The sequence below is a fragment of the Pseudomonas sp. zjy_15 genome (genome assembly GCF_043101865.1).
GTDB classification, from domain to species: domain Bacteria; phylum Pseudomonadota; class Gammaproteobacteria; order Pseudomonadales; family Pseudomonadaceae; genus Aquipseudomonas; species Aquipseudomonas putida_Y.
The window spans coordinates 1-19,827 of record NZ_JBICII010000063.1; the positions used below are offsets into that span (position 1 = coordinate 1).

22 protein-coding genes are annotated in these 19,827 nt (G+C 61.9%); 21 read left to right on the forward strand and 1 reads right to left on the reverse strand.

The window, feature by feature from the left end; genetic code table 11:
• Positions 1-85: 85 nt before the first annotated feature.
• Positions 86-904 carry an inositol-phosphate phosphatase gene (gene suhB, locus ACF8EF_RS11945; RefSeq protein WP_003248548.1) on the reverse strand — a complete coding sequence of 273 codons (819 nt, stop codon included), beginning with the start codon at positions 902-904 and terminating at the stop codon, positions 86-88.
• Between the two features lie 151 nt (positions 905-1,055).
• On the opposite strand from suhB, the gene trmJ reads away from it, so the two are divergent.
• From trmJ to ACF8EF_RS12050, 21 genes are all read left to right on the forward strand, one after another.
• On the forward strand, positions 1,056-1,811 hold the full coding sequence (trmJ, locus tag ACF8EF_RS11950) for a tRNA (cytosine(32)/uridine(32)-2'-O)-methyltransferase TrmJ (protein WP_392461356.1): 756 nt from the start codon (positions 1,056-1,058) through the stop codon (positions 1,809-1,811).
• A gap of 3 nt (positions 1,812-1,814) precedes the next feature.
• Complete coding sequence (gene cysE, locus ACF8EF_RS11955) at positions 1,815-2,600, forward strand: serine O-acetyltransferase (RefSeq protein ID WP_176685530.1); 786 nt, start codon at positions 1,815-1,817, stop codon at positions 2,598-2,600.
• 178 nt (positions 2,601-2,778) lie between these two features.
• Positions 2,779-3,270 carry a Fe-S cluster assembly transcriptional regulator IscR gene (gene iscR, locus ACF8EF_RS11960; protein WP_003248542.1) on the forward strand — a complete coding sequence of 164 codons (492 nt, stop codon included), beginning with the start codon at positions 2,779-2,781 and terminating at the stop codon, positions 3,268-3,270.
• Positions 3,271-3,315: 45 nt separating this feature from the next.
• Positions 3,316-4,530 (forward strand): IscS subfamily cysteine desulfurase, encoded by a 1,215-nt coding sequence (locus tag ACF8EF_RS11965; protein WP_003248541.1) that lies wholly within the window; start codon positions 3,316-3,318, stop codon positions 4,528-4,530.
• A gap of 46 nt (positions 4,531-4,576) precedes the next feature.
• Positions 4,577-4,963 (forward strand): Fe-S cluster assembly scaffold IscU, encoded by a 387-nt coding sequence (gene iscU / locus ACF8EF_RS11970; protein ID WP_003248539.1) that lies wholly within the window; start codon positions 4,577-4,579, stop codon positions 4,961-4,963.
• Between the two features lie 28 nt (positions 4,964-4,991).
• Entirely contained in the window at positions 4,992-5,315 is a 324-nt protein-coding gene (iscA, locus tag ACF8EF_RS11975) for an iron-sulfur cluster assembly protein IscA (protein ID WP_003248536.1), read from the forward strand.
• An 8-nt stretch (positions 5,316-5,323) separates the two neighbouring features.
• Complete coding sequence (hscB, locus tag ACF8EF_RS11980) at positions 5,324-5,845, forward strand: co-chaperone HscB (protein ID WP_010952065.1); 522 nt, start codon at positions 5,324-5,326, stop codon at positions 5,843-5,845.
• Positions 5,846-5,888: 43 nt separating this feature from the next.
• Positions 5,889-7,751 (forward strand): Fe-S protein assembly chaperone HscA, encoded by a 1,863-nt coding sequence (gene hscA, locus ACF8EF_RS11985; protein ID WP_176685531.1) that lies wholly within the window; start codon positions 5,889-5,891, stop codon positions 7,749-7,751.
• Positions 7,752-7,754: 3 nt separating this feature from the next.
• Positions 7,755-8,096: an ISC system 2Fe-2S type ferredoxin gene (fdx, locus tag ACF8EF_RS11990; protein ID WP_021781772.1), complete on the forward strand. Its 342-nt coding sequence runs from the start codon at positions 7,755-7,757 to the stop codon at positions 8,094-8,096.
• Between the two features lie 10 nt (positions 8,097-8,106).
• A complete protein-coding gene (gene iscX / locus ACF8EF_RS11995) occupies positions 8,107-8,307 on the forward strand; it encodes a Fe-S cluster assembly protein IscX (RefSeq protein WP_003248529.1) in 201 nt (66 codons plus the stop codon).
• Between the two features lie 88 nt (positions 8,308-8,395).
• The gene (gene ndk, locus ACF8EF_RS12000; RefSeq protein WP_003248526.1) at positions 8,396-8,821 is read left to right on the forward strand and encodes a nucleoside-diphosphate kinase; all 426 of its coding nucleotides are present in this window, start codon (positions 8,396-8,398) and stop codon (positions 8,819-8,821) included.
• Between the two features lie 28 nt (positions 8,822-8,849).
• Positions 8,850-9,995: a 23S rRNA (adenine(2503)-C(2))-methyltransferase RlmN gene (gene rlmN / locus ACF8EF_RS12005; protein WP_392461357.1), complete on the forward strand. Its 1,146-nt coding sequence runs from the start codon at positions 8,850-8,852 to the stop codon at positions 9,993-9,995.
• A 14-nt stretch (positions 9,996-10,009) separates the two neighbouring features.
• Positions 10,010-10,768, forward strand: a complete 759-nt coding sequence (gene pilW / locus ACF8EF_RS12010; RefSeq protein ID WP_176685532.1) for a type IV pilus biogenesis/stability protein PilW — start codon at positions 10,010-10,012, stop codon at positions 10,766-10,768.
• On the forward strand, positions 10,765-11,769 hold the full coding sequence (locus tag ACF8EF_RS12015; protein ID WP_176685533.1) for a RodZ domain-containing protein: 1,005 nt from the start codon (positions 10,765-10,767) through the stop codon (positions 11,767-11,769). Before pilW ends, ACF8EF_RS12015 begins: the two co-directional genes overlap by 4 nt.
• Before the next feature lie 3 nt (positions 11,770-11,772).
• On the forward strand, positions 11,773-12,882 hold the full coding sequence (gene ispG, locus ACF8EF_RS12020) for a flavodoxin-dependent (E)-4-hydroxy-3-methylbut-2-enyl-diphosphate synthase (protein WP_021781776.1): 1,110 nt from the start codon (positions 11,773-11,775) through the stop codon (positions 12,880-12,882).
• 25 nt (positions 12,883-12,907) lie between these two features.
• The gene (gene hisS, locus ACF8EF_RS12025; protein ID WP_003248516.1) at positions 12,908-14,197 is read left to right on the forward strand and encodes a histidine--tRNA ligase; all 1,290 of its coding nucleotides are present in this window, start codon (positions 12,908-12,910) and stop codon (positions 14,195-14,197) included.
• Between the two features lie 39 nt (positions 14,198-14,236).
• A complete protein-coding gene (locus ACF8EF_RS12030) occupies positions 14,237-14,878 on the forward strand; it encodes a tetratricopeptide repeat protein (protein ID WP_176685535.1) in 642 nt (213 codons plus the stop codon).
• Positions 14,879-16,021: an outer membrane protein assembly factor BamB gene (bamB, locus tag ACF8EF_RS12035; protein WP_021781779.1), complete on the forward strand. Its 1,143-nt coding sequence runs from the start codon at positions 14,879-14,881 to the stop codon at positions 16,019-16,021.
• Between the two features lie 116 nt (positions 16,022-16,137).
• Positions 16,138-17,601, forward strand: coding sequence for a ribosome biogenesis GTPase Der (gene der / locus ACF8EF_RS12040; protein ID WP_176685536.1), 1,464 nt, complete (start codon positions 16,138-16,140; stop codon positions 17,599-17,601).
• Between the two features lie 151 nt (positions 17,602-17,752).
• On the forward strand, positions 17,753-18,901 hold the full coding sequence (locus tag ACF8EF_RS12045) for a pyridoxal phosphate-dependent aminotransferase (protein ID WP_176685537.1): 1,149 nt from the start codon (positions 17,753-17,755) through the stop codon (positions 18,899-18,901).
• The gene (locus tag ACF8EF_RS12050) at positions 18,889-19,680 is read left to right on the forward strand and encodes an amidohydrolase (RefSeq protein WP_021781782.1); all 792 of its coding nucleotides are present in this window, start codon (positions 18,889-18,891) and stop codon (positions 19,678-19,680) included. Before ACF8EF_RS12045 ends, ACF8EF_RS12050 begins: the two co-directional genes overlap by 13 nt.
• Positions 19,681-19,827 lie beyond the last annotated feature (147 nt).

Consider the following 19,827-nt stretch of genomic DNA (forward strand, 5'->3'; position numbering starts at 1 on the left):
GAAGAGGCCGGCACAGGCCACGCAAAACCACCAAGCACAAAAAAAGCACCTCGAGAGGTGCTTTTTGTTTGCCGGCAATCTGCGCTTAGCGCTTCATGCTTTCTGGCAGGTGTGGCTGGATGGCAGTCAGTACCGCCTTGAAGCACTTGATGTTGCCTGCAACGATGTGGCCTTTGTCGAGGAAGTCGTGGCCGCCGTTGAAGTCGCTTACCAGGCCACCGGCTTCCTGGATCAGCAGCACGCCAGCTGCCATGTCCCATTCGGACAGGCCCGACTCCCAGAAGGCGTCGAAGCGGCCAGCGGCCACGTAGGCCAGGTCCAGGCTGGCGGAGCCGGCGCGGCGGATGCCGGCGGTCTGGCCGGTCAAGGCGCGGAACATGCCCAGGTAGTTGTCCATGTCCGCCATCTGGCCATCACGGAACGGGAAGCCGGTGCCCAGCAGGGCGCCTTCCAGGCTTGTACGCGAGCTGACGCGCAGGCGGCGGCCGTTGAGTTGGGCGCCACGGCCCCGGCTGGCGGTGAATTCTTCCTGGCGAACCGGGTCGACGATCACGGCGTGCTCAAGGCGACCGCGGTACTTGCAGGCGATGCTGACGGCGAAGTGCGGGATGCCGCGCAGGAAGTTGGTGGTGCCGTCCAGCGGATCGATGATCCACAGGTAATCCTTGCCTTCTTCGCCGCTACCCGCGTGCAGACCGGTTTCCTCGCCCTGGATGGAGTGGTTCGGGTAGGCCTTGCGCAGGGCGTTGACGATGCTTTGCTCGGCGGCGCGATCGACTTCGGAAACGTAGTCCTTGGCCTCTTTCTCATCGACCTTGATGCTATCCAGGCGTTCGATGGAGCGGAAAATCAGTTCACTGGCGCTGCGAGCGGCGCGCAGGGCGATATTCAGCATAGGCTGCATGGGCGGGTCACCTGGAGATGTTAAAGAAGAAAGCCGATCATTCTAGCAGAAAACTTTGGCGGCAGAAGTGTCACATTTGCTTTCATGGCGTTACGTCTGTCGGTTCTGTAAGATCGAAGGCCCTGATTCCTGCATCTGTGAGCACAACACCTTGCTGCAAAATATTCGTGTTGTTCTGGTCAATACCAGCCACCCCGGCAACATCGGCGGCGCTGCGCGTGCCATGAAAAACATGGGCTTGTCGCGTCTGGTGCTGGTGCAGCCGAAAGAATTCCCCGCCTTGGATGCCAGTGCCCGTGCCTCGGGCGCCGACGACTTGCTGGATAGCGCCCAGGTGGTCGACAGCCTCGAACAGGCGCTGGTCGGCTGCAACCTGGTGATGGGCACCAGCGCCCGCGAGCGCAGCATTCCCTGGCCGTTGATCGGCCCGCGTGAGTGCGGTGCCAAGGCGGTGGAACATGCCAATGGCGGCGAGGAAATCGCCCTGGTGTTCGGGCGCGAACACGCCGGCCTGACCAACGAAGAACTGCAGCGATGTCACTTCCATGTGCACATTCCCTCCAATCCCGACTTCAGCTCGCTGAACCTGGCTGCTGCCGTGCAGGTGCTCTCCTACGAGGTGCGCATGGCCTGGCTGGCTGCCGGCGAGGTGCCGGGCAAAGTCGAGAAGATTGATGCCGCTGAGCTGGCGACCATGGATGAAATGGAGCTGTTCTACGACCACCTGGAGAAAACCCTGGTGGGCATTGGCTTCCTCGACCCCGAAAAGCCCAAGCACCTGATGCCGCGCCTGCGCCGGCTGTATGGGCGGGTGGCGGTCGAGCGTTCGGAAATGAGCATTTTGCGCGGCATCCTCACCGAGACCCAGAAAGTGGTCCGGGGCGAGCCGCATAAACGGAAGGACTGACAGATGTTCGAACGCCTGCGTGAAGATATTCAAAGCGTATTCCACCGTGACCCGGCTGCGCGCAATGCCTTCGAGGTGCTCACCTGCTACCCCGGCATGCATGCCATCTGGCTGCACCGCCTGGGCAATGCCCTGTGGAGGCGTGATTTCAAATGGCTGGCCCGGCTGGTGTCGAATTTCGGCCGCTGGCTGACCGGTATCGAAATCCACCCGGGCGCCACCATTGGCCGGCGCTTTTTCATCGACCACGGTATGGGCATCGTCATTGGCGAAACCGCCGAGATCGGCGATGACGTCACCCTGTACCAGGGCGTGACGCTCGGTGGCACCAGCTGGAACAAAGGCAAACGCCACCCCACCTTGGAGAACGGCGTGGTGGTAGGGGCGGGTGCCAAGGTCCTGGGGCCTTTCACCGTCGGCGCCGGGGCCAAGATCGGTTCCAATGCGGTGGTCACAAAGGCAGTGCCGGCTGGGGCTACGGCGGTAGGCATTCCAGGGCGGATCATCGTCAAGAGCGAGGACACTGAAGTCGAAGCCAAGCGTAAGGCAATGGCCGAGAAGATCGGCTTTGACGCCTACGGTGTCAGCGGCGACATGCCCGACCCGGTGGCGCGGGCCATCGGCCAGATGCTCGATCATCTGCAGGCCGTCGACGAACGGTTGGAGGGTATGTGTGGCGCGCTGACCAAGATGGGCAGTGACTATTGTGCCAAAGAACTGCCGGCCTTGCCGGAGGACGACTTCACCGAGGTTGCTCAGGTGGCCCAGCGCGACACTCAGTCGCATTGATCGCGCCGTGCTGAAATCATGTTGACATGCGGGCGTGTGCTCACGCCCCTCGTCTGCTACAATCGCGCCCGCCTCCCTGATGCAAACCCGACTAAAGCAGTAGGTCTAATAGTTGACTTAAATGCTCGGGAATCGCATACTCGCACACATCCCGAAACTCCCGTGGTACCCAATAGCCATGCGACTGACTACCAAAGGCCGATACGCTGTGACCGCCATGCTCGATCTGGCGTTGCACGCGAAGCATGGGCCGGTGTCTTTGGCCGATATTTCCGAGCGCCAGGGCATTTCCCTCTCTTATCTGGAGCAGCTGTTCGCCAAGCTGCGCCGCAGCAGCCTGGTTTCCAGCGTGCGCGGTCCGGGCGGTGGCTACCAGCTGTCGCGGGGCATGGAAACCATCCAGGTGGCCCAGGTCATCGATGCGGTCAACGAATCGGTCGATGCCACCCGTTGCCAGGGCCTCGGGGACTGCCATGCCGGTGATACCTGCCTGACCCACCACCTGTGGTGCGACCTCAGCCAGCAGATCCATGAATTCCTCAGCGGTATAAGCCTGGCCGACCTCGTCAAGCGCCGTGATGTGCAGGAAGTCGCCCAGCGCCAGGACCTGCGGCGTGTCGCAGGACGAACCGCCCAGCTGGACAAGATTGAGACGTCTGCCGTCGATTGACCCCCTGGGACGACGAGCGACGCCACCGCCTGATAGGAGAGACAAATGAAGTTGCCGATCTACCTCGATTACTCTGCGACCACTCCGGTCGACCCACGCGTGGCCCAGAAGATGGCCGATTGCTTGCTGGTCGACGGAAACTTCGGTAACCCGGCCTCGCGCTCCCACGTCTTTGGCTGGAAAGCCGAGGAAGCGGTGGAAAACGGTCGCCGCCAGGTTGCCGAGCTGATCAACGCCGATCCGCGTGAAATCGTCTGGACCAGCGGTGCCACCGAGTCCGACAACCTCGCACTCAAAGGTGTCGCGCACTTCTATCAGACCAAGGGCAAGCACATCATTACCTCCAAGATCGAGCACAAGGCGGTCCTGGATACCGCTCGCCAGCTGGAGCGTGAAGGTTTTGAGGTCACCTACCTGGAACCGGGCGAAGACGGTATCGTCACCCCGGCCATGGTAGAGGCGGTGCTGCGCGACGACACCATCCTGGTCTCGCTGATGCATGTGAACAACGAAGTCGGCTCGATCAACGACATTGCCGCCATCGGTGAACTGACCCGTTCGCGCGGCGTGCTGTTCCATGTCGACGCCGCCCAGTCGGCCGGCAAGGTCGAAATCGACCTGCAAAAGCTGAAGGTCGACCTGATGTCGTTCTCGGCGCACAAGGTCTATGGCCCGAAAGGCATCGGCGCACTGTACGTCAGCCGCAAGCCGCGTGTACGCCTGGAAGCCATCATTCACGGCGGCGGTCATGAGCGCGGCATGCGTTCGGGCACCTTGCCGACCCACCAGATCGTCGGCATGGGCGAAGCCTTCGCCATTGCCAAGCAGGAAATGGTTGCAGAAAACGCACGCATCAAGGCCCTTAGCGACCGCTTCTTCAAGCAGGTCTCGAACCTTGAAGAGCTGTACGTCAATGGCAGCCAGACTGCACGTGTACCGCACAACCTGAACCTGAGCTTCAACTACGTCGAAGGCGAATCGCTGCTGATGTCGCTGAAAGACATCGCTGTATCGTCCGGTTCGGCCTGTACCTCCGCGTCGCTCGAGCCGTCCTACGTACTGCGTGCTCTGGGCCGCAACGACGAGCTGGCGCACAGCTCGATCCGCTTCTCCTTCGGCCGTTTCACCACCGAAGAAGAAGTCGACTACGCCGCGCAGAAAGTCTGCGAGGCTGTCAACAAATTGCGTGAACTGTCGCCGCTGTGGGATATGTACAAAGACGGCGTTGACATCTCCAAGATCGAGTGGGCCGCCCACTAAGCAGTCGCCGGCAAGAGCGGCTCCCTGATGAGGAAGGAATTGCACCATGGCATACAGTGAAAAGGTCATCGACCACTACGAAAACCCGCGCAACGTCGGCAAGATGAATGCCGAAGACCCGGATGTCGGCACCGGCATGGTCGGCGCCCCGGCCTGCGGTGACGTGATGCGCCTGCAGATCAAGGTCAACGAGCAGGGCGTTATCGAAGACGCCAAGTTCAAGACCTACGGCTGCGGTTCGGCCATCGCCTCCAGCTCCCTCGCCACCGAGTGGATGAAGGGCAAGACCCTGGACGAGGCCGAAACCATCAAGAACACCCAACTGGCCGAAGAACTGGCGTTGCCGCCGGTCAAGATCCACTGCTCGGTACTCGCCGAGGATGCCATCAAGGCAGCCGTACGCGACTACAAGCAGAAGAAAGGCTTGATCTAAGTCGCCTGTTGCAAGGTAAGGAGTTCTGATGGCTATCAGCATGACAGAAGCCGCCGCCAACCACATTCGCCGCTCCCTCGACGGGCGCGGCAAAGGTGAGGGCATTCGCCTGGGCGTGCGCACCACCGGTTGCTCGGGTCTGGCCTACGTGCTGGAATTCGTCGACGAACTGGCGGACGAAGACCAGGTGTTCGAGAACCATGGCGTCAAGGTGATCATCGATCCCAAGAGCCTGGTCTACCTCGATGGCACCGAGCTGGATTTCGTCAAGGAAGGGTTGAACGAAGGCTTCAAGTTCAACAACCCCAACGTGCGCGGTGAGTGTGGCTGCGGCGAAAGCTTCAACGTTTGAGGCTGGCTGTGGGTACTCCTTGTCATTACGCATTGTTTGACCTCCAGCCAAGCTTCCGTCTGGATCTCGACAAGCTGGCCACTCGCTATCGCGAGCTGGCCCGCGAAGTCCATCCTGACCGCTTTGCCGACGCCTCCGAGCGTGAGCAGCGTATAGCGCTGGAAAAATCCGCGGCCCTCAACGACGCTTACCAGACGCTGCGCAGTGCGCCGCGTCGCGCGCGCTATCTGCTGGCCATCAGCGGCCACGAAGTGCCCCAGGAAGTCACGGTCCACGACCCTGACTTCCTGCTGCAGCAGATGCAGTGGCGTGAAGAGCTCGAAGAACTGCAGGATGAAGCCGACCTTGACGGTGTCGGCGTGTTCAAGAAGCGCCTGAAGGCCGCCCAGGACACGCTGAATGAGGACTTTGCCGGCTGCTGGGATGCCCCGGGCGAGCGCGACAAGGCTGAACGCCTGATGCGCCGCATGCAGTTCCTCGACAAGCTCGCCCAAGAAGTGCGCCAACTGGAAGAGCGCCTCGACGATTAACCCCGGTGCTGCCCGTGATGGCACCTAAGGTATTCAGATAAGCATGGCCCTACTGCAGATTGCCGAACCCGGTCAAAGCCCTCAGCCGCACCAGCGCCGTCTGGCGGTTGGGATCGACCTGGGCACCACCAACTCAATGGTCGCTGCGCTGCGCAGCGGCCGTAGCGAGCCCCTGCCCGATGCGCAGGGTAACGTCATTCTGCCGTCCGCGGTGCGCTACCTCGAAGGGCGCAACGAAGTGGGGCAGGCCGCGCGTGATGCCGCCTCCAGCGACCCGTTGAACACCGTGCTGTCGGTCAAGCGCCTGATGGGGCGCGGCCTGGCCGACGTCAAGCAGCTGGGTGAGCAACTGCCATACCGCTTTGTGGGTGGTGAATCGCACATGCCGTTCATCGACACCGTGCAGGGGCCGAAAAGCCCTGTGGAAGTGTCTGCCGACATCCTGAAGGTGTTGCGCGAACGTGCCGAGGCCACCCTGGGTGGCGAGCTGGTAGGCGCGGTGATCACCGTGCCGGCCTATTTCGATGATGCCCAGCGTCAGGCTACCAAAGACGCAGCGCGTCTGGCCGGCCTGAACGTGCTGCGCCTGCTCAACGAGCCGACTGCGGCCGCCGTAGCCTATGGCCTGGACCAGAACGCCGAAGGCGTGGTGGCCATCTATGATCTGGGCGGCGGTACTTTCGATATTTCCATCCTGCGCCTGACCGCTGGCGTATTCGAAGTGCTGGCCACCGGCGGTGATACCGCCCTGGGTGGTGACGACTTCGACCATGCGATTGCCGGCTGGATCATCGAGCAGGCTGGCCTGTCGACCGATCTGGACCCGGCTACCCAGCGCGCGCTGCTGCAAACCGCCTGCGCCGCCAAGGAAGCCCTGACCGACGCTGACGTGGTCAGCGTCAGCCATGGTGCCTGGCACGGAGAGCTGACCCGTAGCGCCTTCGAAGCCATGATCGAGCCACTGGTTGCCCGTAGCCTGAAGGCCTGCCGCCGTGCCGTGCGCGACAGTGGCGTTGAACTGGAAGAAGTCAGCGCCGTGGTCATGGTCGGTGGTTCGACCCGCGTGCCGCGTGTGCGTGAGGCCGTGGGCGCGCTGTTCGGGCGCACCCCGCTGACCTCGATCGACCCGGACCAGGTGGTGGCCATTGGTGCCGCCATCCAGGCCGACACCCTGGCCGGCAACCGCCGTGAAGGTGGCGAGCTGCTGCTGCTCGATGTCATCCCGCTGTCGCTTGGTCTTGAAACCATGGGCGGGCTGATGGAGAAGGTGATTCCGCGCAACACCACCATTCCGGTGGCCCGCGCTCAGGAGTTCACCACGTACAAAGATGGCCAGTCGGCCATGATGATTCACGTGCTGCAGGGCGAGCGCGAGCTGATCAGTGACTGCCGTTCGCTGGCCCGCTTCGAACTGCGCGGCATCCCGGCCATGGTTGCCGGTGCTGCGAAAATCCGCGTCACCTTCCAGGTGGATGCCGATGGCCTGCTCAGCGTCGCTGCCCGCGAGCTGGGTTCGGGCGTGGAAGCCAGCATTCAGGTCAAGCCGTCCTACGGCCTGACCGACGGCGAAATCGCCCGCATGCTCAAGGACTCCTTCGAACACGCCGGTTCCGACAAGCACGCCCGTCAGTTGCGTGAGCATCAGGTGGATGGCGAGCGGCTGCTCGAAGCGGTGCAGGGCGCCCTGGACGCCGACGGCGATCGCCTGCTCAGCAGTGACGAGCGCGACGCCATCGAATTCCAGATGCAAGAACTACGTGATTTGCTGGCCGGCACCGATGGCGCAGCCATCGAGCAACAGACCAAGCGTTTGTCGCAGGTGACCGATGCATTTGCCGCCCGTCGCCTTGATTCGACGGTCAAAGCCGCACTGGCCGGGCGCAACCTGAATGAGATCGAGGAGTAATCGATGCCGCTGGTGACATTCCTGCCGCATGAGAAGTTCTGCCCCGAGGGGCTGACCGTGGAGGTCGAGCCCGGGACCAACATCCTGGAGCTGGCCCACGACCATCACATCGAGATGGAAAGTGCCTGCGGCGGCGTCAAGGCCTGCACCACTTGCCACTGCATCGTGCGCAAGGGCTTCGATTCGCTCGAAGAGGCTGACGAGTTGGAAGAGGACATGCTGGACAAGGCCTGGGGCCTGGAAGCGCAATCGCGCCTTGGCTGTCAGGTGGTCGTCGCTGACGAAGACCTGACCATCGAGATCCCCAAGTATTCGCTCAACCACGCTGCCGAAGCACCGCACTGAGGGTCTGTACATGAGTCTGAAATGGGTTGATGTACTTGAGATCGCAATCCAGCTTGCAGAAAGCAAGCCTGAGGTCGATCCTCGTTATGTGAATTTCGTGGACCTGCACCGCTGGGTGCTGGCATTGCCAGAGTTCAGCGACGATCCGTCACGCGGCGGTGAGAAAGTGCTCGAGGCAATCCAGGCCGCCTGGATCGACGAAGCCGACTAAGCGTCACTTGCAGGTTAGGCAATCCCCCGGAACCCGCGTATAATTCGCGGGTTTAATTTTTCGTAACACTCATATTCTGGAGTTTTCCATGGCTGTTCAACGTACTTTCTCCATCATCAAGCCTGACGCTGTTGCCAAAAACGTCATCGGCAAGATCACCACTCGCTTCGAAGAAGCCGGCCTGAAAATCGTTGCCTCGAAAATGAAGCAACTGTCCAAAGCCGAAGCCGAAGGCTTCTACGCTGAGCACAGCGAGCGCGGCTTCTTCGGTGACCTGGTTGCCTTCATGACTTCCGGTCCGGTCGTTGTCCAGGTTCTGGAAGGCGAGAACGCCATCGCCAAGAACCGTGAGCTGATGGGCGCTACCAACCCTAAAGAAGCTGCTGCCGGCACCATCCGTGCTGACTTCGCCGAGTCGATCGACGCCAACGCCGTTCACGGTTCGGACTCCGAAGCTGCTGCTGCTCGCGAAATCGCTTACTTCTTCGCTGCTACCGAGGTAACCACTCGCTAAGCGAAAGCTTACGGGTGAGGGTGAATCCATGACGACATCTACTGGCAAAATCAACCTGTTGGGTCTGACCCAGCCGGAAATGGAACAATTCTTCGACTCTATCGGGGAGAAGCGCTTCCGTGCCGGCCAGGTGATGAAATGGATTCACCATTTTGGCGTGTCCGACTTTGCGGCCATGACCAACGTAGGCAAGGTCTTGCGCGAAAAGCTCGAGGCCGTTGCCGAGATTCGCCCGCCGGAAGTGATCAGTGAAGACATTTCCGCCGACGGCACCCGCAAATGGGTGATCCGCGTTGCCTCCGGCAGCTGCGTCGAGACCGTCTATATTCCAACCGACGACCGCGGCACCCTCTGCGTATCGTCGCAAGCCGGCTGTGCCCTGGACTGCAGCTTCTGCTCCACCGGCAAGCAAGGCTTCAACAGCAACCTTACCGCCGCCGAAGTGATCGGCCAGGTGTGGCTTGCCAACAAATCCTTCGGGACCGTTCCTGCCAAAGTCGACCGCGCGATTACCAACGTGGTCATGATGGGCATGGGCGAGCCCTTGCTGAACTTTGACAACGTCATTGCCGCCATGAAAATCATGATGGATGACCTTGGCTATGGCATTTCCAAGCGTCGTGTCACCTTGTCCACCTCGGGCGTGGTGCCGATGATCGACGAACTGGCCAAGCACATCGACGTGTCGCTGGCCCTGTCGCTGCACGCGCCGAACGACGAACTGCGCAACAAGCTGGTGCCGATCAACAAGAAGTACCCGCTGAAGATGCTGCTGGAATCGTGCATGGGCTACATGTCCACTTTGGGCGGCAAGCGCGTGCTCACCGTCGAGTACACCCTGCTCAAGGACGTCAACGACCAACCTGAGCATGCCGCGCAGATGATCGAACTGTTGCGCGATGTACCCTGCAAGATCAACCTGATCCCGTTCAACCCGTTCCCGCATTCGGGCTACGAGCGACCAAGCAACAACGCCATTCGTCGCTTCCAGGATCTGCTGCACCACGGTGGCTTCAACGTCACCACCCGTACCACGCGCGGCGACGACATCGACGCTGCCTGTGGCCAACTGGTCGGTCAGGTCAATGACCGTACCCGCCGCAGTGAGCGCTATATCGCTGTTCGCCAGCTTTCTGCGGACGTCGAACTGCCAGACAGCGCCGCCAGCCACTGACAGGTACCTTGCCCATGAGCCTGCGCGCCGCGTCGATCCTTGCGCTTTCGCTGCTGGCCGGCTGCGTGTCAGGCGGCGCGAGCGACCCCTTGGCCAGCCGCCAGGGCAGAGTGGAGGCGGGGCGGGCTTATGTACAGCTTGGCTTGGGTTATTTGCAACAAGGTTTGACCGAACAGGCCAAGGCGCCGCTGGGCAAGGCCCTGGCACTGGATGACCAGGATGTCGACGCGCACGCGGCACTGGCGGTAGTGTTTCAAGCCGAAGGTGAGCCGGCGCTGGCCGAAGCACACTTTCGCAAGGCCTTGCTGATAAGTCGCGGTGACACGCGAATTCGCAACAATTACGGCAGTTTCCTTTATGCTCAGGGGCGATTTGCCGAGGCCAAGCAGATGTTTCGCCTGGCCAGTGCCGATACCCTGTATCCTGAGCGCTCACGCGTGTACGAAAATCTGGGCCTGACCGCCCTGAAGCTCGAACGCCGCGATCAGGCGCACGCGTATCTGTTGAAAGCGTTACAACTCAACCAGCACCAACCAAAAGCGTTGCTGGAAATGGCTGAGTTGTCCTACGAAAACAGGCATTATGTGCCGGCCCGGGACTACTACGATCGTTTCAGCCAGTTGAGCGACCACGACGCCCGTAGCCTGCTGCTGGGCAGCCGCCTTGCCAGGGTGTTCGACGAGCAGGGCGCACTGGCCGAATTGGGCCAGCAATTACAACGACTTTATCCCGGTACGCCGGAATACCAGCAATACCTGTCGGAGCAACGATGAACGCCGCGCATCCCGAAGTAGCAGTAGCGCCTGGCCAGAACCCCGGTGAGCTTTTGCGCCTGGCCCGTGAGAAACGGGACTGGTCTCAAGCCGAGGTGGCCCGCAAGCTCAACCTCACTGTCAGTTCGTTGAACCATGTGGAAACCGGCGCCTTCGACAAGCTGCCCGGGCATACTTTCGCTCGTGGCTACATTCGTGCCTACGCCAAGTTGATGGACCTCGACCAGGCCGCCCTGGTAGATGCCTTCGACCGCTACACCGGTACCCACGCCAAAGGCAGCGACGTGCATTCGCTGGGCCGTATCGAAGAGCCTGTGCGGCTGTCGCACAACATCCTGCGCGGCGTCAGCCTGTTGTTGCTGGTGGCTGTTGTCGGTGGTGGCTTTTTCTGGTGGCAGGACCAGGGCAGCCTGCGGGGCAAGGAGCTGGCCAAGATTGCCCTGGAGCACGTCGAGGTCGAAAGCGCCGACGGCACGACACAGATTCACCCGCTCGATGAGCCTGAAGACCAGGCCGTTTCCGTTGGCCAGCAAGCTGAAAGTGCACCGCTGGCGCTGGAGCAAGGCGCTGCCGAGCAGCCTGCTGCCGCTGAACAGGCGCCGGTAAGCTCGGAGCCAGCCATTGCCGCAGCGCCTGCTCCGGCACAGCAAGCGCCTGCGCAACCCGCACCTGCTGCTTCGCCTGCTCCGGTTACGCCCCCGGTACAGGCCGCTGCTGCACCTGCACCGGCCGCCGCTGAGCCTGCCGCGGTGCCGACTGGCAGTGCCAAGGTCGCCATTCAGTTCACCGCCGATTGCTGGACCCAGGTCAGCGACGGCAACGGCAAGGTGCTGTTCAGCGCCATCAAGCGCAAGGGGGACAACCTCGAGCTGACCGGCAAGCCGCCTTTCTCGGTACGCCTGGGCTTTGCCCGGGGCGCCCAGGTCAGCTACAACGGCCAGGCCGTCGATGTTGCTCCGTTCACCAGTGGCGAGACTGCTCGCCTGAAGTTGGGACAGTAAGTCATGCACGGCGAATCTCCGATCAAGCGTCGCGAATCCCGCAAAATCTGGGTTGGCAATGTGCCGGTGGGCGGTGATGCGCCCATCGCGGTGCAGAGCATGACCAACACCGACACCAACGATGTCGCTGCCACCGTGGCGCAAATCCAGCGTCTGGTCGATGCCGGCGTGGACATCGTGCGGGTCTCGGTGCCGGACATGGACGCGGCCGAAGCTTTTGGCAAGATCAAGCAACTGGTCAGCGTGCCGCTGGTCGCCGACATCCATTTCGACTACAAGATCGCATTGCGCGTTGCCGAGCTGGGTGTTGATTGCCTGCGTATCAACCCGGGCAACATCGGCCGTGAAGACCGTGTGCGCGCCGTGGTCGATGCCGCCCGCGACCGCGGCATTCCGATTCGTATCGGGGTCAACGCCGGTTCGCTGGAAAAAGACCTGCAGAAGAAGTACGGCGAACCGACCCCGGCTGCGCTGGTCGAGTCGGCCCTGCGTCACGTCGAGCATCTCGACCGCCTGGATTTCCAGGACTTCAAGGTCAGCGTCAAGGCCTCGGACGTGTTCATGGCTGTCGAAGCCTACCGCCTGTTGGCCAAACAGATCGTACAGCCGCTGCATCTGGGCATCACTGAAGCCGGCGGCCTGCGCTCGGGGACGGTGAAGTCCGCCGTCGGCCTCGGTATGCTGCTGGCCGAAGGTATTGGCGATACCATCCGTATCTCGCTGGCGGCCGACCCGGTCGAAGAAGTGAAAGTCGGCTACGACATCCTCAAGTCGCTGCATCTGCGTTCGCGTGGCATCAACTTCATCGCCTGCCCGAGCTGCTCGCGGCAGAACTTCGATGTGGTCAAGACCATGAACGAGCTGGAAGGGCGTCTGGAAGACCTGCTGGTGCCGCTGGATGTGGCGGTGATTGGTTGCGTGGTCAACGGCCCGGGTGAAGCCAAGGAAGCCCATGTAGGGTTGACCGGCGGCACGCCGAACCTGATCTACATCGACGGCAAGCCTGCCCAGAAACTGACCAATGACAACCTGGTCGATGAGCTGGAAAAGCTCATCCGCCAGAAAGCGGCCGAAAAGGCCGAAGCCGACGCGGCGCTGATCGTCCGTGGCTGACACACCGAATTCGTAAGGACTTTTCGTGAGCAAATCGCTGCAAGCCATTCGTGGCATGAACGACATCCTGCCAGAACAGTCGCCGCTGTGGCGCTACTTCGAAGGCACCGTGGCCGGTCTGCTGGACACCTACGGGTACAGCCAGATCCGCACGCCGATCGTCGAGTTCACCGAGCTGTTCAAACGCTCGATCGGTGAAGTGACCGACATCGTCGAAAAAGAGATGTACACCTTCGAGGACCGCAACGGCGATTCGCTGACCCTGCGTCCTGAAGGCACCGCTGCCTGCGTGCGAGCGGTGCTCGAGCACGGCATCACCGGCAACGGTCAGGTGCAGAAGCTGTGGTACATCGGCCAGATGTTCCGCCACGAGCGCCCGCAGAAGGGCCGTTACCGTCAGTTCCACCAGATTGGCGTGGAAGTGTTCAACCTGGACGGCCCGGACATCGATGCCGAGCTGATCATGTTGACCTGGCGCCTGTGGGGCCTGCTGGGCATCCAGGACGCGGTCAAGCTCGAGCTCAACAGCCTGGGCACCAGTGAAGCCCGCGCACGCTACCGTGACGCGCTGGTCGAGTTCCTTTCGGCGCGTCTGGAGCAGTTGGACGAAGACAGCCAGCGTCGCCTGAAGAGCAACCCGCTGCGCATCCTCGACAGCAAGGACCAGAACACCCAGGCGGTGCTGGTCGGCGCGCCGAAGCTGGAAGACTATCTGGACGAAGAATCGCGCGTGCACTTCGAGGGCCTCAAGGCCCGCCTGGATGCCGCCGGTATTCCGTTCGTGATCAACACCAAGCTGGTACGTGGCCTGGACTATTACAGCAAGACCGTGTTCGAGTGGGTAACCGACAAGCTCGGCGCCCAGGGCACAGTGTGCGCGGGTGGCCGTTACGACGGCCTGGTCGAACAGATGGGTGGCAAGCCGACCACTGGCGTTGGTTTCGCCATGGGCATCGAGCGCCTGATCCTGCTGTTGGAAACCCTGGGCAAAGTGCCGGAGTCCATCAGCCGCCAGATCGACGTGTACCTGTGCGCCTTTGGCGAGCAGGCGGAGCTGGCCGGCCTGCGCCTGTCCGAAGGCCTGCGCGACCGCTTGCCGGGCCTGCGCCTGGCCGTCAACGCCGGTGGTGGCAGCTTCAAGAGCCAGTTCAAGAAAGCCGACAAGAGCGGTGCACTGTTCGCCCTGATCCTCGGCGACGACGAGCTGGCCAAGCAAGAAATCGGCTTGAAGCCCCTGCGCGGCCAGGGCGAACAACAGAACATTGCCTGGGATGCTCTTGCAGAGCACCTGGAAACCGCGATCGCGCAGGCGTAACGCGGTTCAACAAGCGAATAGGCGAAAAGGAGTATTGGGGTGTCGAGTACCGATGATGATGACCTGGCAGGGATCAAGGACTGGTGGAGCCGCAACGGCAAGCCGCTGCTGACCGGCGCATTGCTGGCTGGCGTGGTGGTGTTGGGCTGGAATACCTGGCACAAGTACCAGAACAACCAGTCGCAAGGTGCCTCGCAGTTGTATCAGGCGTTGATTGAAACCAGCCTGACACCGACCGGCCAGCCGGACACCACCAAGGTCGCGGAGCTGGCCGGCAAGCTCAAGAGCGAGTTTGGCGGCACCGCTTACGCCCAGTACGGCAGCCTGTTCGTGGCCAAGGTCGCGGTCGACAGCGGCAAGCTCGATGACGCCGCAGCGGAGCTGAAAAGCGTGCTGGACAATCCGGCCGACGTCACCCTGGGCGAGATTTCGCGTCAGCGTCTGGCGCGCGTACTGGCAGCCCAGAACAAGGCCGAAGATGCCCTGAAGCTGCTCGACGGCGACGCCGACAAAGCTTTTCTGGCCAGCCGTGAAGAGTTGAAGGGTGACCTGCTGGTTCAGCTGGGTCGCGCCGACGACGCACACAGCGCTTACGAAAAAGCCAAGGCCGCGCTGTCCGATGACGCGGCGGTCGGTGGCTTGCAATTGAAGCTGGATGACCTGGCTAAAGGGGACGCGTAAGTGATCGGTTGGAAACATGCAGCAGTGCTGACTCTGGCCGTACTGGCCGCGGGTTGCAGCAGCAACAGCAAGAAGGAACTGCCCCCGGCCGAGCTGACCAAGTTCACCGAGGAAGTGGTGCTGAAGAAGCAGTGGAGCCGTTCGATCGGTGACGGCCAGGGTGAAACCTACAACACCCTGGTCCCGGCCATCGAGAACGACCGCATCTACGCTTCCGACGTCAACGGCGAAGTCTATGCCCTTGATCGCATCACCGGTGACGTGGTGTGGAAGAAGGACCTGGAGCTGAAGGTTTCCGGCGCAGTTGGCGTGGGCTACGGCCTGGTCATGCTCGGTACCCTCAAGGGTGAAGTCATTGCCCTGGACTCCAGCACCGGTGAGGAGCGTTGGCGCTCGCGCGTGACCAGCGAAGTGCTGGCCCCGCCTGCCAACAACGGTGACGTGGTGGTGGTACAGACCCAGGACGACCGCCTGATTGGCCTGGATGCCGCCACTGGCGACCGCCGTTGGATCTACGAGAACTCCCCGGCCGTGCTGACGCTGCGTGGCACCGGTGCGCCAATCGCCACCAACCGCCTGGCAGTTGCCGGCCTGTCTACCGGCAAGGTTGTAGCGGTGGACATCAACAATGGTGTGCCGGTGTGGGAAAGCCGCGTGGCCATCCCTCAGGGCCGTTCCGAGCTGGACCGTGTGGTCGACATTGACGGCGGCCTGCTGCTGTCCGGTGGTATCTTGTACGTCAGCACTTACCAGGGGCGCGTTGCTGGCCTGGACCTGGAAAGCGGCCGCGAGCTGTGGCAGCGCGATGCCTCCAGCTACGTGGGTGTCGCCCAGGGCTTCGGTAACGTCTATGTGAGCGAGGCTTCTGGCTCGGTCGAGGGTATCGATGAGCGTTCTTCCAGTGCCCTGTGGACCAACGACTCGATGGCGCGTCGCCAACTGACGGCGCCTGAAGTGTTCTCCAGCTACGTAGCGGTAGGGGACTTCGAAGGTTACCTGCACTTGCTCAGCCAGGTCGATGGCCGTTTTGTTGGCCGTGAGCGCATTGACAGCGATGGTCTACGCGCCCGCCCGCTTGTGGTCGGCGACACCATCTATGTCTTCGGCAACAGCGGCAAGCTCGAGGCACTGACCATCCGCTGAAGCTATGCTTGGAGCCTTGACCGGCTTCAAGTCGCGGCGTAGGACACGCCGCCCGTACTCCGGCCGCTGCCTTGCAGCGGCCTTTGCATTTTCAAGAATTCTAGAGTGGAGAGCCGATGGTTCCCGTAATTGCCCTGGTGGGCCGCCCGAACGTCGGCAAATCCACCATGTTCAACCGCCTGACCAAGACCCGCGATGCCATCGTCGGTGACCTGTCGGGCCTGACCCGTGACCGCCAGTATGGTGATGCCAGCTGGCAGGGTCGCTCCTTCATCCTGATCGACACCGGTGGTATCACCGGTGACGAAGTGGGCATGGACGAGAAAATGGCCGAGCAGTCGCTCATGGCCATCGAAGAAGCCGACTACGTGCTGTTCCTGGTTGATGCCCGTGCGGGCATGACCGCAGCCGACCAGATGATCGCCGAGCACCTGCGCAAGCGGAACAAGTCGGCGATCCTGGTTGCCAACAAGATCGACAACATCGACCCCGACGTTGCCCGCGCCGAATTCTCGCCAATGGGCATGGGTAACGCCATCCCGGTGGCGGGCTCCCAGGGCCGTGGTATCAGTGCCCTGATGGAAGCCGTGCTCGGCCACTTGCCGCGCGATGCCGAAGAGGAAGCCCTCGACCAGGACGTCGCTGAAGGTGAGGAAGCCGTGCGCATTCCTGGCCCAAGCGAGAAGGATGGCATCAAGATCGCCATCATCGGTCGCCCGAACGTTGGCAAGTCGACGCTGGTCAACCGCATGCTCGGCGAAGAGCGTGTGGTGGTCTACGACGAGCCAGGCACCACCCGTGACAGTATCTACATCCCGTTCGAGCGCGATGGCGAGAAGTACACCTTCATCGACACCGCCGGGGTGCGCAAGCGGGGCAAGATCCACGAGGAAGTCGAGAAGTTCTCGGTAGTGAAGACGCTGCAGGCGATCAAGGACGCCAACGTCGTCATCTTCGTCATGGATGCCCGCGAAGGTGTGGTCGACCATGACCTGAACCTGCTGGGCTTCGCCCTTGAAGCCGGTCGCGCCATCGTCATTGCCCTGAACAAGTGGGATGGCATGGAGCCAGGTGAGCGTGCCTACGTGAAGACCGAGCTGGAGCGCCGGCTGTTCTTCGTCGACTTTGCCGACATCCACTTCATTTCCGCGCTGCATGGCACGGGCGTGGGCAACTTGTACAAGTCGGTACAGGCTGCGTTCACGTCCGCGGTTACCCGTTGGCCAACCAGCCGCCTGACGCAAATCCTCGAAGATGCCGTGAGTGAGCACCAGCCGCCGATGGTCAATGGTCGCCGCATCAAGCTGCGCTATGCCCACCTCGGCGGTGCCAACCCGCCGCTGATCGTGATCCACGGCAACCAGACCGACAGCATTCCCAAGTCGTACTCGCGTTACCTGGAAAACACCTATCGTCGGGTGCTCAAGCTGGTCGGTACGCCGATCCGTATCGAGTACAAGGGGGGTGAGAACCCGTACGAGGGCAAGAAGAACACCCTTACCGATCGCCAGGTCAACAAGAAGCGCCGCCTGATGTCGCACCACAAGAAGGCCGAGAAGAAGCGTCGCGACAAACGTTAAGTAGCGCCATGTGGGGGCGGGCAAGGTCGCCCCCACAGACGCCCCTTGATCCAGAGCAATCCCCCTATTGTTTCAACCTTTTTCCTGACCGCTTGATCCGCTATGCTCGGACTCCACCCCGTGCCGGATATACCCCAGGAAAGAGGGCTCCATGATCCGCAGCAAACTGCCGAATGTCGGCACGACCATCTTCACCACCATGTCCCAGCTCGCCGTGCAGGCTGGCGCGCTCAACCTGTCCCAGGGTTTTCCTGACTTCAATGGCCCGCAGGCCCTGCTCGATGCAGTGGGCCGGCACGTGGCTGCCGGGCATAACCAGTATTCGCCGATGACCGGCCTGCCGGCCTTGCGCCAGCAGGTAGCGGCCAAGGTCGAGCGGCTGTATGGGGCCAGGGTGGATGCCGATCAGGAAGTGACTATCACCCCCGGCGCCACCGAGGCTATTTTCTGTGCCATCCAGGCGGTGGTACATGCCGGTGACGAAGTGATCGTCTTCGATCCCTGCTACGACAGTTACGAGCCGTCGGTGGAGCTGGCCGGTGGCCGCTGTGTTCATGTGCAGCTGAGCGACGGTACCTTCCGTATCGACTGGCAGAAATTCAGCGATGCCTTGAGCCCGCGCACGCGCATGGTCATCCTCAACTCGCCACACAACCCCAGCGGCGCGCTGATCACTCGCGAAGACCTCGACCAGCTGGCCGCGCTTATTGCCGACCGCGATATCTACCTGGTCAGCGATGAAGTGTACGAGCACCTGGTCTACGACGGCGTACGCCACGCCAGCGTGCTGGCCCATGAGCAGTTGTACTCGCGTGCCTTCGTGGTCAGTTCGTTCGGCAAGACGTACCACGTTACCGGCTGGAAGACCGGGTACGTGATTGCACCGCCTGCCTTGAGCGCCGAGCTGCGCAAAGTGCACCAGTACGTCAACTTCTGTGGCGTGACGCCGCTGCAGTGTGCCTTGGCCGATTTCATGGCCGAGCACCCCGAGCATATTGATGAGTTGCCGGCCTTTTACCAGGCCAAGCGCGACCTGTTCTGCGGTTTGCTGGGAGGCTCGCGTTTCAACTTTACCCGCACGACGGGCACTTATTTCCAACTGGTGGACTATTCGCAAATCCGCCCGGACCTGAACGACGTCGACATGTCGCTGTGGCTGACGCGTGAGCACGGCGTGGCGACCATCCCGGTATCGGTGTTCTACCAGCAACCCATCCCCGAGCAACGCCTGGTGCGCCTGTGCTTTGCCAAACGAGAGGAGACGCTGCGTCAGGCAGCGGAAAGACTATGCGCGATCTGAGTACACTGCCGAACCTGAAAGTCGCCCTGGTGCAAACCACCCTGGCCTGGCACGACCGCGAGGCCAACTACGCGCACTTTGAGGTGCTGCTGGAACAGGTGGGCGAGGTGGACCTGGTGATCCTGCCGGAAATGTTCACCACCGGCTTTTCGATGCAGTCGGAAAGCCTGTGCGAGCAGGAGAACGGTCCGACCTATAAATGGTTGAAAGCCCAGGCGAAGAAGCACAATGCGGTGATTACCGGCAGTGTGATCATCCAGGCGGCCGATGGCAGCCACCGCAACCGCCTGTTGTGGGCGCGGCCGGACGGCGAGATTCTGCACTACGACAAACGCCACCTGTTCCGCATGGCCGGTGAGCACAAACATTACACCCCAGGCGAGCGGCAGGTGCAGTTCGAGGTCAAGGGCTGGCGGATTCGCCCGCTGATCTGCTACGACCTGCGCTTCCCGGTGTGGAGCCGCGACGCCCAGGACACTGACCTGCTGCTGTATACCGCCAACTGGCCGGCCGCGCGCCGCCAGCACTGGAACCGTCTGCTGCCGGCGCGGGGCATCGAAAACCTGTGCTATGTGGCGGCGGTGAACCGGGTGGGCACGGACGGTAAAGGCTTTGCTTATTCTGGTGACAGCCAGGTGCTGGATTTCCAGGGTGAGAGCCTGCTCAGTGCCGGGGAGGCGGACGGGGTGTTTACTGCAGTACTGAGCGCGTCGGAACTGGCGGCGTACCGGGCCAAGTTCCCGGCCAACCTGGATGCCGATACCTTCGAGCTGCACTGACAGCAGCGCCGGCTTCTTCGCGGGCCTGCCCGCGAAAGGGCCTGGTGGCCAATCTCCCTGGCCCTTCACCGTTGCCGCCGCCAGCGTATTCGCGGGTAAACCCGCTCCTACACAGATCGGTGGTGGACACACATCTGGGGTTGGACA

Excerpts from the sequence above, each read along its gene's own strand:
- der (WP_176685536.1), top strand. The coding sequence starts at position 16,138 with ATGGTTCCCGTAATTGCCCTGGTGGGCCGCCCGAACGTCGGCAAATCC.
- iscR (WP_003248542.1), top strand. The coding sequence starts at position 2,779 with ATGCGACTGACTACCAAAGGCCGATACGCTGTGACCGCCATGCTCGAT.
- ACF8EF_RS12045 (WP_176685537.1), top strand. The coding sequence starts at position 17,753 with ATGATCCGCAGCAAACTGCCGAATGTCGGCACGACCATCTTCACCACC.
- ACF8EF_RS11965 (WP_003248541.1), top strand. The coding sequence starts at position 3,316 with ATGAAGTTGCCGATCTACCTCGATTACTCTGCGACCACTCCGGTCGAC.
- cysE (WP_176685530.1), top strand. The coding sequence starts at position 1,815 with ATGTTCGAACGCCTGCGTGAAGATATTCAAAGCGTATTCCACCGTGAC.
- suhB (WP_003248548.1), bottom strand. The coding sequence starts at position 904 with ATGCAGCCTATGCTGAATATCGCCCTGCGCGCCGCTCGCAGCGCCAGT.
- ndk (WP_003248526.1), top strand. The coding sequence starts at position 8,396 with ATGGCTGTTCAACGTACTTTCTCCATCATCAAGCCTGACGCTGTTGCC.
- rlmN (WP_392461357.1), top strand. The coding sequence starts at position 8,850 with ATGACGACATCTACTGGCAAAATCAACCTGTTGGGTCTGACCCAGCCG.
- ispG (WP_021781776.1), top strand. The coding sequence starts at position 11,773 with ATGCACGGCGAATCTCCGATCAAGCGTCGCGAATCCCGCAAAATCTGG.
- hscA (WP_176685531.1), top strand. The coding sequence starts at position 5,889 with ATGGCCCTACTGCAGATTGCCGAACCCGGTCAAAGCCCTCAGCCGCAC.
- ACF8EF_RS12050 (WP_021781782.1), top strand. The coding sequence starts at position 18,889 with ATGCGCGATCTGAGTACACTGCCGAACCTGAAAGTCGCCCTGGTGCAA.
- iscA (WP_003248536.1), top strand. The coding sequence starts at position 4,992 with ATGGCTATCAGCATGACAGAAGCCGCCGCCAACCACATTCGCCGCTCC.
- iscU (WP_003248539.1), top strand. The coding sequence starts at position 4,577 with ATGGCATACAGTGAAAAGGTCATCGACCACTACGAAAACCCGCGCAAC.
- iscX (WP_003248529.1), top strand. The coding sequence starts at position 8,107 with ATGAGTCTGAAATGGGTTGATGTACTTGAGATCGCAATCCAGCTTGCA.
- pilW (WP_176685532.1), top strand. The coding sequence starts at position 10,010 with ATGAGCCTGCGCGCCGCGTCGATCCTTGCGCTTTCGCTGCTGGCCGGC.
- ACF8EF_RS12015 (WP_176685533.1), top strand. The coding sequence starts at position 10,765 with ATGAACGCCGCGCATCCCGAAGTAGCAGTAGCGCCTGGCCAGAACCCC.
- fdx (WP_021781772.1), top strand. The coding sequence starts at position 7,755 with ATGCCGCTGGTGACATTCCTGCCGCATGAGAAGTTCTGCCCCGAGGGG.